At 68.8% G+C, this 14,742-nt stretch carries 11 protein-coding genes; 4 read left to right on the top strand and 7 right to left on the bottom strand.

What is annotated here, in order from left to right:
- Positions 1-7: 7 nt before the first annotated feature.
- Entirely contained in the window at positions 8-346 is a 339-nt protein-coding gene (locus tag OG453_RS01610) for an Lsr2 family protein (RefSeq protein ID WP_266863712.1), read from the top strand.
- Here OG453_RS01610 and OG453_RS01605 read toward each other — a convergent pair.
- Positions 325-921, bottom strand: a complete 597-nt coding sequence (locus OG453_RS01605) for an SCO3374 family protein (RefSeq protein WP_266863709.1) — start codon at positions 919-921, stop codon at positions 325-327. The genes OG453_RS01610 and OG453_RS01605 overlap by 22 nt on opposite strands.
- 440 nt (positions 922-1,361) lie before the next feature.
- On the opposite strand from OG453_RS01605, the gene OG453_RS01600 reads away from it, so the two are divergent.
- On the top strand, positions 1,362-3,890 hold the full coding sequence (locus OG453_RS01600; RefSeq protein ID WP_266863707.1) for an ATP-dependent Clp protease ATP-binding subunit: 2,529 nt from the start codon (positions 1,362-1,364) through the stop codon (positions 3,888-3,890).
- 147 nt (positions 3,891-4,037) lie between these two features.
- Here OG453_RS01600 and OG453_RS01595 read toward each other — a convergent pair whose 3' ends face one another.
- From OG453_RS01595 to OG453_RS01580, 4 genes are all read right to left on the bottom strand, one after another.
- Positions 4,038-6,602: an NACHT domain-containing NTPase gene (locus OG453_RS01595; protein WP_266863705.1), complete on the bottom strand. Its 2,565-nt coding sequence runs from the start codon at positions 6,600-6,602 to the stop codon at positions 4,038-4,040.
- 122 nt (positions 6,603-6,724) lie between these two features.
- A complete protein-coding gene (locus OG453_RS01590; protein WP_266863703.1) occupies positions 6,725-7,072 on the bottom strand; it encodes a DoxX family protein in 348 nt (115 codons plus the stop codon).
- 918 nt (positions 7,073-7,990) lie between these two features.
- Complete coding sequence (locus OG453_RS01585; protein WP_266863701.1) at positions 7,991-8,173, bottom strand: DUF397 domain-containing protein; 183 nt, start codon at positions 8,171-8,173, stop codon at positions 7,991-7,993.
- A gap of 9 nt (positions 8,174-8,182) precedes the next feature.
- Entirely contained in the window at positions 8,183-9,070 is an 888-nt protein-coding gene (locus OG453_RS01580) for a helix-turn-helix transcriptional regulator (RefSeq protein ID WP_266863699.1), read from the bottom strand.
- A gap of 306 nt (positions 9,071-9,376) precedes the next feature.
- On the opposite strand from OG453_RS01580, the gene OG453_RS01575 reads away from it, so the two are divergent.
- Positions 9,377-9,772 carry an ATP-binding protein gene (locus tag OG453_RS01575; RefSeq protein ID WP_266863697.1) on the top strand — a complete coding sequence of 132 codons (396 nt, stop codon included), beginning with the start codon at positions 9,377-9,379 and terminating at the stop codon, positions 9,770-9,772.
- On the opposite strand, the gene OG453_RS01570 is transcribed toward OG453_RS01575, so the two are convergent.
- On the bottom strand, positions 9,762-12,842 hold the full coding sequence (locus OG453_RS01570) for an NACHT domain-containing NTPase (RefSeq protein WP_266863695.1): 3,081 nt from the start codon (positions 12,840-12,842) through the stop codon (positions 9,762-9,764). The genes OG453_RS01575 and OG453_RS01570 overlap by 11 nt on opposite strands.
- A gap of 477 nt (positions 12,843-13,319) precedes the next feature.
- Between OG453_RS01570 and OG453_RS01565 the strand changes: the two genes are divergently transcribed.
- On the top strand, positions 13,320-14,009 hold the full coding sequence (locus tag OG453_RS01565) for a M23 family metallopeptidase (RefSeq protein ID WP_266863693.1): 690 nt from the start codon (positions 13,320-13,322) through the stop codon (positions 14,007-14,009).
- An 11-nt stretch (positions 14,010-14,020) separates the two neighbouring features.
- Here the strand turns inward: OG453_RS01565 and OG453_RS01560 are convergent, their stop codons facing one another.
- Positions 14,021-14,602, bottom strand: a complete 582-nt coding sequence (locus OG453_RS01560) for a TetR/AcrR family transcriptional regulator (RefSeq protein ID WP_266863691.1) — start codon at positions 14,600-14,602, stop codon at positions 14,021-14,023.
- Positions 14,603-14,742: the final 140 nt, after the last annotated feature.

Raw genomic sequence — 14,742 nt, 5'->3', positions numbered from 1 at the left:
AAATCCGGTGGCACAGAAGGTTCAGGTCCTTCTTGTCGATGACCTCGACGGTGGCGAGGCGGACGAGACGGTGACGTTCGCGCTGGACGGCAAGTCGTACGAGATTGACCTCACCACTGCGAACGCGGACAAGCTCCGCGGTCTTCTTGAGCCGTACCTCAAGGGTGGTCGTCGTACCGGTGGCCGTGGTTCCGCGGGGCGTGGCAAGGCTCGTGCCGCCGCCGCGAGCGGTGGTCAGGACACCGCGGCCATTCGCGCCTGGGCAAAGGACAACGGTTTCGAGGTCAACGACCGCGGCCGCGTCCCCGCGTCCATCCGCGAGGCCTACGAGAAGGCCAACGGCTGACGACGGCCCCGTCGCAGACGGACCCGGTGGCACTGCGTTGCCGCCGTGTCCACAAGTCGTACGAGACCGGAGCCCACGGCGGGATCGCTGTGGGGCACGGTGCCACCCCCCACGCAGTACAGGGACGGCAGTGCCGGCAGCGTCGGCTCCACCTCGCACCCGGGCTCTGGGGGGCGCAGCCAGACGGCCGCCCCCCGCGAGCCGGACCACCCCGGGGGCGTGGGCGCATCGGTCCGCCCGCCCGCCCCGACGGCTGTGAGCTCCAGCGGGATGTCACCCCACTCCAGCCACTCCAGGAGCCCCGGCAGTTCCTCGGCGCTCCCCGCGGCCACGAAGAGCCGCATCGTTTCCCCGCGCAGTGCCACCGGAGCCTTCGGCCCGAGATGCCGCAGCGCGGCGAAGCCGGCCTCCGCGGGAAGTTCGAGCACATCGAAGCGCAGCCCCGTGAGCAGCCGCACCGGCAGCCCCGGGCGCCGGTCCTCGGTCGCCCAGCCGAGTTCGTTCTCGTACCACTGACGCACCGGATCGCTCTGCTCGTACGGCAGGCGGGGCTGGGGAACGGTGAGGTGGGCCATGTCTGAGCAACCGCCCGACGGACCGGTGGGTTACGCAGGGTGCTCGCGCGAACGCACAGAGTGTCCGGATTCGGGGCGTAAAAGCGTGTTCGGCGGCGCAAGGGTGTTCGCCCGTAGCGGAGGGAACCGGGGTGCGCCGCATGGAGTGTCAGTCGTTACGGGTAAGACATCCCTAGTGGGGAGGGGCGACACGCGCGCTAGGCCGTCTCACGTTCGCCATCGGCGTAGTGGTGGTGAGGGTAAGTGCCTGGCCTGCGGGAACATCGTCTCGCACCATCGGGTTGGAGCAGTTGTCGGCGTTCGGGGTCAGGAGGCACCTCTTGTTCTCGGCCGGGTGTCGGCAGTTGGAATGAGCGGTCCCCGCTTGCGGGACTAAGCTGCGGAAGGACAGGGAGGGGATCGTCCCCAATCTTTCTGACCGCTCTGAGGAGCGATTAACGATGTTCGAGAGGTTCACCGACCGCGCGCGGCGGGTTGTCGTCCTGGCTCAGGAAGAAGCCCGGATGCTCAACCACAACTACATCGGCACCGAGCACATCCTCCTGGGCTTGATCCACGAGGGCGAGGGTGTCGCCGCTAAGGCCCTGGAGAGCCTCGGGATTTCGCTCGAGGCGGTCCGCCAGCAGGTGGAGGAGATCATCGGGCAGGGCCAGCAGGCTCCGTCCGGGCACATCCCCTTCACCCCCCGTGCCAAGAAGGTCCTGGAGCTTTCGCTCCGCGAGGCCCTTCAGCTGGGCCACAACTACATCGGCACGGAGCACATCCTGCTCGGCCTGATCCGCGAGGGCGAGGGCGTCGCCGCCCAGGTCCTGGTCAAGCTGGGTGCCGATCTCAACCGGGTGCGGCAGCAGGTCATCCAGCTGCTCTCCGGATACCAGGGCAAGGAGACCGCCACCGCGGGCGGTCCTGCCGAGGGCACGCCCTCCACGTCCCTGGTGCTCGACCAGTTCGGCCGGAACCTCACCCAGGCCGCTCGTGAGTCCAAGCTCGACCCGGTCATCGGGCGCGAGAAGGAGATCGAGCGGGTCATGCAGGTGCTGTCCCGCCGTACGAAGAACAACCCCGTGCTCATCGGCGAGCCCGGCGTCGGCAAGACCGCCGTCGTCGAGGGCCTCGCGCAGGCCATCGTCAAGGGCGAGGTGCCCGAGACCCTCAAGGACAAGCACCTCTACACCCTCGACCTGGGCGCGCTGGTCGCCGGTTCCCGCTACCGCGGTGACTTCGAGGAGCGCCTGAAGAAGGTCCTCAAGGAGATCCGCACCCGCGGCGACATCATCCTGTTCATCGACGAGCTCCACACCCTGGTGGGTGCGGGCGCCGCCGAGGGCGCGATCGACGCGGCTTCGATCCTGAAGCCGATGCTCGCCCGTGGTGAGCTGCAGACCATCGGCGCCACCACGCTCGACGAGTACCGCAAGCACCTGGAGAAGGACGCGGCCCTCGAGCGCCGCTTCCAGCCCATCCAGGTCGCGGAGCCGTCGCTGCCGCACACCATCGAGATCCTCAAGGGTCTGCGCGACCGTTACGAGGCCCACCACAGGGTCTCCATCACGGACGAGGCGCTGGTCCAGGCCGCCACCCTGGCCGACCGGTACATCTCGGACCGCTTCCTGCCGGACAAGGCCATCGACCTGATCGACGAGGCCGGTTCCCGGATGCGCATCCGCCGGATGACCGCGCCGCCGGACCTCCGCGAATTCGACGAGAAGATCGCCGGCGTCCGCCGCGACAAGGAGTCCGCGATCGACTCGCAGGACTTCGAGAAGGCCGCTTCCCTGCGCGACAAGGAGAAGCAGCTCCTGGCCGCGAAGGCCAAGCGCGAGAAGGAATGGAAGGCCGGCGACATGGACGTCGTCGCCGAGGTCGACGGCGAGCTCATCGCCGAGGTCCTCGCCACGGCGACGGGCATTCCGGTCTTCAAGCTCACCGAGGAGGAGTCCTCGCGGCTGCTCCGCATGGAGGACGAGCTCCACAAGCGGGTCATCGGTCAGAAGGACGCCATCAAGGCGCTTTCGCAGGCGATTCGGCGTACGCGCGCCGGTCTGAAGGACCCGAAGCGCCCCGGTGGTTCGTTCATCTTCGCCGGCCCGTCCGGTGTCGGTAAGACGGAGCTTTCCAAGACGCTCGCCGAATTCCTCTTCGGTGACGAGGACGCCCTGATCTCGCTCGACATGTCGGAGTTCAGCGAGAAGCACACGGTCTCGCGTCTCTTCGGTTCGCCGCCCGGATATGTCGGTTACGAAGAGGGCGGTCAGCTGACCGAGAAGGTCCGCCGCAAGCCGTTCTCGGTCGTCCTCTTCGACGAGGTCGAGAAGGCCCACCCGGATATCTTCAACTCGCTCCTGCAGATCCTGGAAGACGGTCGCCTGACCGACTCCCAGGGCCGGGTCGTGGACTTCAAGAACACGGTCATCATCATGACGACCAACCTCGGCACGCGTGACATCTCCAAGGGCTTCAACCTGGGATTCGCCGCGTCGGGTGACGTCAAGACCAACTACGAGCGCATGAAGACCAAGGTCAACGACGAGCTGAAGCAGCACTTCCGCCCGGAGTTCCTGAACCGTGTCGACGACACGGTGGTCTTCCACCAGCTCACCGAGGAAGACATCATCCAGATCGTCGACCTCATGATCGCCAAGGTGGACGAGCGCCTGAAGGACCGCGACATGGGCATCGAGCTCAGCGCGGACGCGAAGAAGCTCCTCGCCAAGAAGGGTTACGACCCGGTCATGGGCGCCCGGCCGCTGCGCCGGACGATCCAGCGCGAGGTCGAGGACATCCTGTCGGAGAAGATCCTCTTCGGCGAGCTCCGCCCCGGCCACATCGTGGTCGTCGACACGGAGGGCGAGGGCGACACCGCCAAGTTCACCTTCCGTGGCGAGGAGAAGGCGGCGCTGCCGGATGTCCCGCCGATCGAGCAGGCCGCCGGCGGCGGTGCTGGGCCGAATCTGAGCAAGGAGGCGTAAGCCTCCGGCCCGCAGAGCAGTGCAGGGGCTGCCCCGGATCGTTTCCTACGGTCCGGGGCAGCCCCTTTTTGGCTTCGTCCGGCTGCGGGTGCGTTGTGGTTGCTCGCGCAGTTCCCCGCGCCCCTTACGGGGCGCTCCTGCCCGCGGCTACGACGTGATCGTCACGCCCTCCGGTACGTTCCGCACCCGCGGCAGCCGGGGGTTGACCCGGAGCACGCTCAGGTTGGGGAAGCCGGTCAGCCAGGACATGTCCGGGTCGGCGAGCTCCGCGGTGATCCACAGGTGGGTGAGCTGCTCGTGTTCAAGGCCGTCCAGGAGCTCTTCGGTACGTATGACGCCGACCACCTGGATCCAGGGCCGCCCGCCGAGCTGTCGCAGCGCCGCGAGCTCGGCGGTGTCCGAGACGGGGAAGTACAGGCCGACCGGATCCAGATGGGCGATGATCTCGCGCGCGTACCGCTCCGTGTCGAAGTGCCGCCAGGGGCGGGCCAGCTCGGCCCGGATGGAGAGGGCCGAGCGGTGCCGGAGGCGGGCGAGATAGTCGATCGCGGCGTCGTCCTGGACGCGGGTCGCCGTGATGGCGAGCAGCAGCGCCTGCTGGTCGCTCGGCACCTGCGCGGGGTCCGGCAGCTGCTCCAGGACGATGGGGCCGACCCAGCCGAGGCTGCGGGCGGCCAGATCGTTCGTGGGGCGTACGAGGTTCTTGGTGCGGTCGTGGACGAGTTGCTGCACCGCGGGGTCGAGCTCGGTGACGTGCTCGAGGCAGGCCGCGGCCATCAGGCGCCGGTGGTTCACGTGCGGGCGGCGCAGGTTGGGGGCGGCGGCCAGGAGCCGCTCCAGGAAGTCGGCGCACTCCTCGGGCCGGGCGTGGGCGGCGGACATGCGGATGACCTCCTCCCACTCGGAGCGGTGCGCGTGATCCACGAGCGTACGGAACTGCCCGCGGGCCACGATCTCCTTGGCGGCCAGATAGTCCTGGAAGGTGCGGTGGATGAAGTCCACGGAGAGGCCCGCCTGTTCGCGGAGCAGCCCTGTGCGGTGCAGCAGATGCCGGAAGATCTTCTCGCCGTCGCCCGCCGCGCGGGCGGAGGGAATGGCGGGCAGGGCCGCGTCCAGGATGCCGACCACGCGGTCGCGCGGCAGCTCCGAGACGCCTTCCTCGACCATCGCGTGCGCGAGCTTGCGCAGGAGCAGCTCGCGCGGCCCCTGCTGGAGCCGCACATCATCGGCGTACAAGACATCACGCTCGGGATCGCGGCGCTGGAGGAGCATCTCCAGGGCGGCGTCGTACAGCTCCTTGCGGCCGTTGGGGAGCGAGCCCGAGCGGTCGCGGTTGAGGGCGCAGATCAGGCCGCACATCAGGGGGTTGGTGGCGAGCTGCCGCAGCTCGCGATAGATGCGTACGGAGTGCAGAAGGCGCTGCTCGTACTCCCTCAGCTCGTCGCGGTCGCGCTGCTCCTTGCACGCCTCGTCGCTCAGCGCGGCCGCGTGCCAGTCGTGGATGAACCGGGTGACCTGGTCGCGTGACATGGGCGCGAGCGAGAGCTCCCGGAAGCCCTCCTCGGCGAGGCGTTCCTGGGCCAGCCACCCGTCCTCGACGGCGGAGGGGCGCGAGGTGACCAGACAGCCGTTGCCGGAGAAGATGCGCAGGAGACGGCGGAGCTGGCCGCGCAGCTCGCCGCGGCTCGCCTCCGGGGCCTCGTCGATGCCGTCGACCAGGAGCATGGCGCGACCGGCGAGGAGCGTACGGACGACCCAGCCCTCCGGGGCGCGGTCGGCCAGTGGGTGGCGGATGGCGTGCAGGAAGTCGTCCGGGGCGGGGAAGCCTTCGCGGGCGAAGCGGCGTACGGGGAGTACGAACGGCACCCGGGCGCCTTCGCGGGCCGCGGCGACCGCGAGCCACTGCACGAGGGTCGTCTTGCCGGAGCCGGCGTCACCGCGAAGGAGCACGCGCTCGTGCCCCTCCAGGGCGCGGTCGGCGAGCAGCACGGTCCGCGGCTCGCCCGGCACTCCGCTGCCGCTGCTCTCCTCGGCCTCCAGGCTGAGGTAGGTGTCCTCCAGGGGCCAGCGGTCCGGCGCGTTGGCGAGGTCGACGCCGACGATGGTGAGCCAGCCGTGCTGCCGTACGACTTCCTCGGCATACAGCGCCTCGAAGTCCCGGTCCTCCTGGGAGCGTTCGGGCTGCCGGGCGGCGGCCTCCGCGTCGTTCAGGTCGACGAGCTGGCGTATGCGGCTGGAGCGTCCGGGCATCTGCTGCTGGATGTGCGGGGAGCGGCGTACGAAGTGATGGAGCACATGCAGGCAGACGGCCACGAGCAACTCGTCGTGGAACCAGGCGGCGTCGGGGGACAGGTCCCGGTCCGCGCCCTGCACGGCGCCGCGCAGCCGCCGCGCGTAGTCCTGCGGGCCGAGCCGCACGGCGTCGACGTCGGTGAGGTCGAGCTCACCGACGGCCAGCAGGGTCCTGGCCAACACGTCGGCGATGCCGGTGAGTTCACCGCCGGGCGCGGTGTGCGCCTCGGCGGCGAGCTGGACGAACTCGGCGGCCGTGCGGTGGACGTCGTCCGGGGTCGCCGGCGCGTCGGGCCCTCGCCAGGTGGCGAGGGCGGCGATCAACTCGGGGGCGGTGGGCTGCTGTTGAGGTGTGGTGCGGATGAGCCGTTGAACGAGTGGAGCGGCGAGCGTCGTGGGAATGCGGACAACGGGCTCCATGGACATTGAGGGTCCCTGCGGGTGGGTTGTCTTGGAGCGTCAAGGTTAGGTGAACTCCGCGTGGATGTCGGGCCGGTGGGCGGGATCGAGGCGGCTCGGATGGTCCAGGCCGGTCAGGCCGCTCAGGCGGCGAGCCCGAGGGCCAGGGCGCCGACCACCGGCGCCGCGTAGATCAAGGGGAAGGGGATGTGGGTGTACCAGCGGGCGCGGATCACGGTGACGACGGCTCCCGTGAAGTACGCGATCAGGCAGATCCCGGCGACGATGCCGATGACCGGTACGAACAGACCGACCAGCAGGCCCACGGTTCCCGCGGCCTTGGCCGCGCCGAGCCAGGGCAGCCAGGACATCGGGACTCCGTAGTCGGCCATCGGCTCGACGACCCACTTCGAGCGGAGGAAGACGGAGGTGGCGGAGAAGCCGGTCATGACGGCGGCGAGGATGGTGACGACGAGGTGGGCAGTGGACATGGGGTGCTCCTTCTTGGGGGCGAGGGGGGGGGCTCCGGTTGGTGCCCTTGCTGGTGCCTCGCTGCTATGACGGAGCGCGTCGCGGGAGTGTGACGGGTGGGGGAGGGAGAATTTTTCTGCGGCAGCTTTGATTGGCGCCGGGGCCGCCCGGTTGTCCGGAGTGTGGCGGTTCCGGGCCGGGTGTAAAGGGCGCTCCTTCGTCGCGTCGGCTGCGCCGATTCCGCTTCGCTCCACCCTTGACACCCACCCCTCCACCGCGAGAAGCAAATTGACCGGGCGGCCACGAAACGGGGCTCACGGGGACGGGTCCTTGGGGCGTCAGGCTTGTCTGCCGGGTGCGGACTGGTTCGTAGCAGCGCAGCCGGGTGGGAGGGGTGCGCGGCCGGTCCGGGGATCGGTGCCGGTCTCGTCAAGCGTCTGACGACCGGATCTTCCCGGTGACCGTCACGCTTCACCGATGCTGGGTGGGGGTGGGGGACCTACTTTGGAAAAGTAGTGTTCTGACACAAGGGGGGCGCGCGGCACTACGAAACGCAACTTTGCCGAAGTAGGTTCCCCACACCCCCCTCCCTCCCGGCCGAGACCGGAAGATCCGGTCGGTAGACGCTTGACGAAGCCGGGACCCATCCCCGAACCGACCGCGCACCCCTCCCACTCGGCTGCACTGATACGAACCAGTCCGCACCCGGCCGCGAAGCCTGATGACCCGCCGGGTGGTCCCCGAGAGCCCCGCTTCGTGGCCGCCCGGTCATCACGCTTCTCGCGGTGGAGGGGTGGGTGTCAAGGGTGGAGCGAAGCGGAATCGGCGCAGCCGACGCGACGAAGGAGCGCCCTTTACACCCGGCCCGGAACCGCCACACTCCGGACAACCGGGCGGCCCCGGCGCCAACTCGACGCCGGGACAGCAAAGCCCTGCCCTCAGTTGGCTGTTGTGAGGGTGCGTATTAGGGCGGCCAGGGCCTTGGGGGTCGTGGTGAGGGTGGTCTCCGGGGTGTCGCTTTCGCGGAGGTGGATTGTCCCCGTGGCCGTGGTGGCGACGTAGACGCAGTTGTCGCCTGCCCCATCGCTGAAAGTCGACTTCTGCCAGGTGAGTTCGGCCATGACGTACTCCTAGTACGTATAGAGGACGTGGTGAATGAGCCCCCAGGAGTCCCGGCGTTCGTGGCTGCCCGGGGAGCCATCGGCTGTCACACGGGGGAGTGAGTTCCGGCTCAGTGAGTCGAAGGTGCTCCTGTAGCGGGCGATGGACTCGATGTCGCCAAGCCTGAGCGGCTCTGCCGGGTGCTCGACGATCACTGTCTCCAGTCCAGGCACCCCTGCGCCGAGGATCAGCAGCGGCGTGCCGAACCAGGCGCGGGCCCCGGCGTCGAAGGGCAAGATCTGGATCGTGGTCCCCGGGCGCTGGGCGGAACGCAGGAGATGCGTGAGTTGGTCTCGCATGACATCCGAGCTGCCCACGATGATGCGTAGGGCGGCCTCGTGGATGACGGCGTGGATGGCTGTGGGAGAGCCGTCCGCGAGGATCTGCTGGCGTGCGCGGCGGTAGCGGACAAGCGTGTCGATCTCTGTGGGGGAGGCGCCTGGTCGCGAGCTGCAGAAGAGGGCCCGCATGTAGGCCTCGGTCTGGAGCAGCCCTGGGATGAGGAGCGTCTCGTAACTCTGGATCGCTGTGGCACGGGATTCCAACTCGGCCAGGTCAAGGCTGCGTTGAGGCAGGGACTTGCGGTACTCGGTCCACCAGCCTCTGCCTTTGCTCTCGGCGAGGTCCACCAGAGCGTCGATGTACTCCTCATTCTTGTAGCCGTACGCCTTGAGTAGCTCGCGGAGCCGCTGGGACGGGATTCCGGTGCGGCCGGACTCGACATGAGTGAGGTGCGGGCCACTCATGCCGATGAGGCGGCCGCCTTCGCCGACAGCAATTCCAGCCTGTCGGCGCGCTTTGCGTAGTTCGGCCCCGATGCGTCGCTGGCGCTCGGTGATGTTGATCCGCAGTGCCACGTGCAGCCTTCCCTATCTGATTGAGCCTCAGTGTTCCGCTGCGGTAAGCCGGAGTCCACTCAATGGGCAGAGTAGGTTGCAGTTGTGTGGAGTTGTTCCCTACGCTGAGTGCGGCGACGCTCACGCAGAGATGCCGGAAGCCTCGCTGTCGACGCAGCGCACCCATGCCTGACCGCAGAAGCGCACCGCCCGATCCAACTCCCCGTGCCGGACGGGAGGTTGTTCGCGAGGGGTGGTAGGCCACTGCGGGCGGGCCCGTGCGCGTGAGTGACCGTCACAGCGGACCCGACGCCTGGGAGGCGTTTGATGGGCGTACCCGAGAGTTCTCAACTTCCGCAGACCTACACCCTGTTCACCCCAGCCAGTGCCACCTCACCCAAGATCTGCCGGGACTTCGTGCGCAGCGCGCTGGAGACCCTCGGGCTCGGGCATCTGGCCGAATCCGCCGCACTCTGCACATCGGAGCTCGTGACCAATGTCCATCAGCACACCAAAGGTGACGTGCATCTGAGAGCTGCCGTCGCCTCCACCCACGTACGCATCGCCGTGTACGACGGGAGCGAACAATTGCCCGCGCCCCGGCGGGCTCCCGCTGAGGACACCGGTGGGCGGGGGTTGTTTCTCGTGACCGCGCTGTCGGATGTGTGCGGGGTGACGCCTACCGGGGGCGGCAAAGGGGTGTGGTTTCAGCTCAATCGGTGATGGGCGGGTAGGCCACCACCTCGATGTGGGCGGGGAGTGCTTCGAGGCCCGTAGTGCCGGGGGTGGGGGCCCTCAGGTGGGCAAGGGTCGGGTGGTCCGCCAGTGCGGTCACGTCGACGGCTGTCCCATGCCCCGTGGGGCGCAGCACGTGGAGGCTGGTGAGCTCCGGCAGCAGGCTCGGGACGCGGGCCGTCGTGGTGTCCCGATCGGGTGCGGGGTGCAGCCGAAGCGTCCTGACGCCACGCAGGATCGTCCCAGGAGGCGCGCAGGCGAGGCTGTGGGACGACAGGCTCAGCTCGGAGAGCCGGGGTAGACACGCGAGCGTCTCCCACTCCGCGGCGGTGGTCAGGTGGTCGTTGGCGCCGAGGGCGATCCACTCCAGCCCTGGCCACGTGCTGATGTGGTGGAAGTCGGTCAGCGCGCCGAGGGACTTGATGAACCCCAAGGTGCGCAGCGGTGTCCGGGGCGGGATCAGGGAGAGGTCCCAGGGCTCGTCGATGTCGAAGAAGCGCAGTGCCGTCAGGTCGCGCAACGCGTCGATGGCCTCGGCGGTGAGTCGGGGCGGAGGCAGTTCCAGTATCAGGAAGGTGGGTGCGCAGGCCACGAGCAGACTGGAGACCCCCTCGGCGGAGACGCCTTCGCGGATGTCCAGGCGCTCCGGACGTAGATCCAGCCGCTCGACCTCCGCCACGTCCTCGTCGCTTCGGAAGACGAAGTTTGTGACTCCGTCATTGAGCCGGGAGATGACCTGCTCCGCGTAGAGCCGGCGGTCGTAACGGCTCCAGCCCCACATGAGCTGGCTGCGCGCCCCGATACTGGGGTGCCGTGCGAAACGTGCGAGGAACGGAATCGCGGCGTCCGACCGGATGTGCGTCGCGGTGGTCGCCACATGCCGGGCCTCCTCGTCGCTCAGGGCGTCCGGCCCCGGTAGCAGATCCAGCACCAGCGGCCCGACCCCTGCTAGCGCGCGGGCGTTCTCGGCGCTCAGCGGGGGAATGTGCTCCCGCACCCGCCGCTCCACCTCCCCCCGAACCCCCTGCTCCAACTCCGCCGCGTGCTCCAGGCAAACCGCTGCGAGGAGGTGGATCCGCATCCGGGCCAAGGAGTCGGCCGGGTTCTGGTCCCCGGAGGCGAGCAAGTCCCGGAAGATTTCCACACGTTCACGCGGCCGCGCCTGCGCCACTGTCATCTGGATGACGTCCGCCCACTGATCGTCCGCCGCGTTCCCGACGAGCAGCCCGAAGTCGCCCTCGTCCAGGACTGCCCGCGCCCCCAAGAAGTCCTGGAAGGTGCGGTGTACGAAGCCGACCGTGTCCGGGGCGGGTTCGCGCAGCAGCCCGCTGCGGTGCAGGAAGTGCGCGTACACCTCCGCCGCGTCGCCGAGCGCCGCGACCTCCGGCACCGCAGGCAGGACATCCCCGATGATTGCCTCCGCCCGTGAACGGTCCATCTCCGTACGGCCGTTGCGGATCAGCCAGTACGCCAGGCGTTGCAGGATCTGGAGCTGTGGCTCCTCGCGCAGCTCCGGTACATCCATGTGGCGTTCGCGGTCGCGGCGTACGAGGAGCATCGAAAGCGCCGCCGCGTAAAGGTCCTTGCGGCTGAGAGGGAGGAAGCCCCTGCGGTCGCGGTGCAGGGCGCAGATCAGGCCGCACATCAGGGGGTTGGTGGCCAGGCGGCCCAGGTCCGGTTTCGAGCTGACTGCCCCCAGTAACTGCTTCTCGTACGAAGCCAGTGCCGCGTCCTCGTCCGGGACGCCCGTCGCCGCGGCCGCGTGCCAGCGGCCGATGAAGGCGGCGACATCCACTCGGCTCATCTCGGAGAGTGTCAGCTCGGTGAAGCCCTCCTCGGCCAGCCAGTCCTCGCGTACCGCCGAAGGGCGGGACGTCACCAGCCACCGGTTGCCGGGGTAAGCGTCGATCAGGTCGGTGAGCCAGGTCCGGGTGCGGGCGCGTTCCGACTCGGGGATCTCGTCGATTCCGTCCACCAGGACCAGCGCCCGGCCCGCCGTCAGTACGCGGGACTCCCAGCCGGACGGCTGAGTGCCCGCGAGCGGGGAGCCGACCGAGGCGAGGAAGTCCGCCGGGGCGGGGAGGCGCTCGCCGTGGCGGGTGAGGGTGCGCAGGGGGAGGACGTAGGGGACGCGGTCGTGGAGGTACGCCATGCGGTCCTCGGCGGCGGGACCGCCCGCCGTGCTCACCGCCAGCCACTGGACGAGTGTGCTTTTGCCGGAGCCCGCCTCGCCTCGTAGGAGTACCCGCTCATGGGTGGTGAGGGCCTGGTCGGCGGGCCGGGGTCCAGGGGGGCCTGACTCGGCCAGGGCGAGGGCGTACTGCTCCGGCGACCGGGCCTGGAGGATGAATCGCCCCGTCGCCTCCAGCGACATATACGCCGCATCCAACGGCCACCGCCCCGGCGAATTCGCCAGGTCGATCCCGAAGATCGTCAGCTTGCCGTGCTTCTTCGCCACGTACGCGAGATACCGCTGCTCGAAGGCCACGTCCTCCGCCCCGGGGAGCGGGCTGCGGGCTATCAGTTCGTCCGCCTTCGCTATCAGCTCCGCCTGGCGGCGGCTCTGTGCCACCAGCGTCGCTGCCACGAAGGTCGAGCGTTGCGTGAAGAAGTGCAGGATGTGCAGGCAGGTGGTGTCGAGCAGGCGCTCGTAGAAGTACGTGGCGTCCGCCGAGAGGTCGCGGTCCGGGCGGCCGGCGGCTTGCCTCAGCCGCGCAGCAAGGGCCCCGTGGCCGAGCTCCACCGCCTCCACGTCGCTGAGGGTGAGGTCGCCGAGCGCGTGCAGGGTGCAGGTCAGGGCGTCCGCCACCGCCCGCTCCTCGTTGGCGGTGATCGCCGGCTCTCCGGTGCGCAGGGCCTGGCGGACGAGGGCGGCGGCCAGCTTTGCCAGGTCCTGTTGAGTCAGCGTGCGCTTCTCGCCCCTGAAGGACACCAGGCCGGAGAGGCGTACCGGGCGGTCCACCAGGCCTGCCCCCGGCCCTTCACGGACGAATAACTTCTTGATCAGAGGGGTTACGGCCGCCGACGCGAGCCGGGTGCCGATGACCACGGGATCCATGCGCGTGAGCGTAGTGCCGGTCACATTCCGGAGGATGTGGATCTCGGTCCCCGGTGACATGACGCACAGGCGTTATGTCCGGTACTAGGCGGAATAGTGGTGACGTGCGGGGGTGCCGTCGGGACCTTCGGTCCGCAACCTCCGGGACCTTCGGCGCGTGGGGGTGGGGAGCCTTCGATACGGGTGGGCGCGGGCGTGTGGGGCCTCTGCCGTGTGGGGTTAAACCCGTCTTGAGTGGCTAATTCCGGCATGTAGCTGAAGGGGGAATTGTCGGATTTGGGTGGTGTCAAGGGGAGGAAAGGGCCGCCCTGAGCTACGGCTTTCGGTAGTAGATGGGGGGTTTGGGCATCGGTGGGGGTGCGGGTTACCAAGGGATGGCCAACCCGGCGGGACGCAGAGCTGCGTGTGCCGGGTGCCTTTATGCCCGGCCCGCCGACGCAGGCCGAACCACGCCCCCCATCCCGGAGGTAATCCAGCATGTCGAAGCGCGCCAAGACCCACCGTTCCGGCCTGTCCCTGCTCCGTACGCGGACCGCCGTCGTCAGCGTCGCAGCCCTCGGGCTCGGAGCATCGGCAGTTCTCGGATCCGGTGTCGCGGCCGCTGCCGACAGTGCCGGTGCGCTGCCCGGCATCTCCGCGAACTCGATCGCCGCCCAGGCCGCCGCTCAGGCCAAGGCCGCGGAGACGGCCAAGCAGGCCGCGACGAAGAAGGCCGCGCAGGCCAAGCAGGCCGCCGCGAAGAAGGCCTCCTCCTGGCAGGACCCGGTCGACAAGTACACGCTCTCCGCGTCCTTCGGCCTCGGCGGCAGCATGTGGTCCTCCAAGCACTCCGGCCAGGACTTCGCGGTGCCGATCGGCACCTCGGTCGAGGCCGTGCACGGCGGCACCGTCGTCAAGGCCGGCGGCAACGGCGCCGGTGACGGCCCCGCCTACGGCAACGCCATCGTGATCAAGCACGACAACGGCACCTTCTCGCAGTACGCGCACCTGTCCAAGATCGACGTGCGCGTCGGCCAGGCCGTCGCCACCGGGCAGCACATCGCCGCCTCCGGCAACACCGGCAACTCCAGCGGCCCGCACCTGCACTTCGAGATCCGTACGACCCCGAACTACGGCACCGCGGTCGACCCCGTCGCGTTCCTGCGCTCCAACGGCGTCACCGTCTGACCCGACCCCGTTCAGGCGCCTTCGTGCGCCCGTGTCACCAGATCGATGGCGACCTCGAGGATGGCCTTGCGCTTCTCCTCGGGGTCGCCTTCGGCGTCCTTGAGGACGAACATGCCGCCGTGCATCGTGAACAGCGCGCTGAAGCAGCGCACTTGGGCGGTCATCGGGGCGCCCGGCTCCTTGAGGATGTCGAGCAGGCTGAACATGCGGTCCTTGAAGGTCTCGCCCGTCTTCAGGTCCCGCATCGTCGCCTGGTTCTCCTGCATGAAGCGGAAGAGCGGCGACGCGCCGGTGAGGATCTCGCTGTAGCGGGTCAGGATCTCCCGCTTGATCTCCAGGGTGCGCGGCTGTTCCTTGCCCCACGCCACCAGCTCGTCGATGGGCCGGGTGAGGTCCTCGAAGATGCTGGTGAGGATGTCTTCCTTGGTCTTGAAGTGGTAGTACAGCGCGGCCTTCGTGACGTCCAGGCGCTCGGAGATCTCGCGCAGTGACGTCTTCTCGTACCCCTGCTCGGCGAAGAGTTCGAGGGCCACGTCCTGGATGCGCTGACGGGTGTTCCCGCGGCGCTGCTGCTTGCCCGTGCCCGTGACCATCTCGGTGCTCCTCGGCTTCCTCGGCTCGAATCCCTGGACTCGAAGGACTCGAATTTACTTACTTGACGCCCGGCTAGTTAGGGGTCTAGTTTCCCTCAGTGTAGTCAACTTGCCGGGCGGCAAGTAAGTAGCGGCGAGGT

It is taken from the genome of Streptomyces sp. NBC_01381, from assembly GCF_026340305.1.
GTDB lineage: Bacteria > Actinomycetota > Actinomycetes > Streptomycetales > Streptomycetaceae > Streptomyces.
The sequence above is the reverse complement of the archived record's forward strand: the minus strand, read 5'-3'. Positions and strand labels throughout refer to the sequence as shown.

Excerpts from the sequence above, each read along its gene's own strand:
- OG453_RS01585 (WP_266863701.1), bottom strand. The coding sequence starts at position 8,173 with ATGGCCGAACTCACCTGGCAGAAGTCGACTTTCAGCGATGGGGCAGGC.
- OG453_RS01595 (WP_266863705.1), bottom strand. The coding sequence starts at position 6,602 with ATGGAGCCCGTTGTCCGCATTCCCACGACGCTCGCCGCTCCACTCGTT.
- OG453_RS01605 (WP_266863709.1), bottom strand. The coding sequence starts at position 921 with ATGGCCCACCTCACCGTTCCCCAGCCCCGCCTGCCGTACGAGCAGAGC.
- OG453_RS01570 (WP_266863695.1), bottom strand. The coding sequence starts at position 12,842 with ATGGATCCCGTGGTCATCGGCACCCGGCTCGCGTCGGCGGCCGTAACC.
- OG453_RS01575 (WP_266863697.1), top strand. The coding sequence starts at position 9,377 with ATGGGCGTACCCGAGAGTTCTCAACTTCCGCAGACCTACACCCTGTTC.
- OG453_RS01590 (WP_266863703.1), bottom strand. The coding sequence starts at position 7,072 with ATGTCCACTGCCCACCTCGTCGTCACCATCCTCGCCGCCGTCATGACC.
- OG453_RS01565 (WP_266863693.1), top strand. The coding sequence starts at position 13,320 with ATGTCGAAGCGCGCCAAGACCCACCGTTCCGGCCTGTCCCTGCTCCGT.
- OG453_RS01600 (WP_266863707.1), top strand. The coding sequence starts at position 1,362 with ATGTTCGAGAGGTTCACCGACCGCGCGCGGCGGGTTGTCGTCCTGGCT.
- OG453_RS01560 (WP_266863691.1), bottom strand. The coding sequence starts at position 14,602 with ATGGTCACGGGCACGGGCAAGCAGCAGCGCCGCGGGAACACCCGTCAG.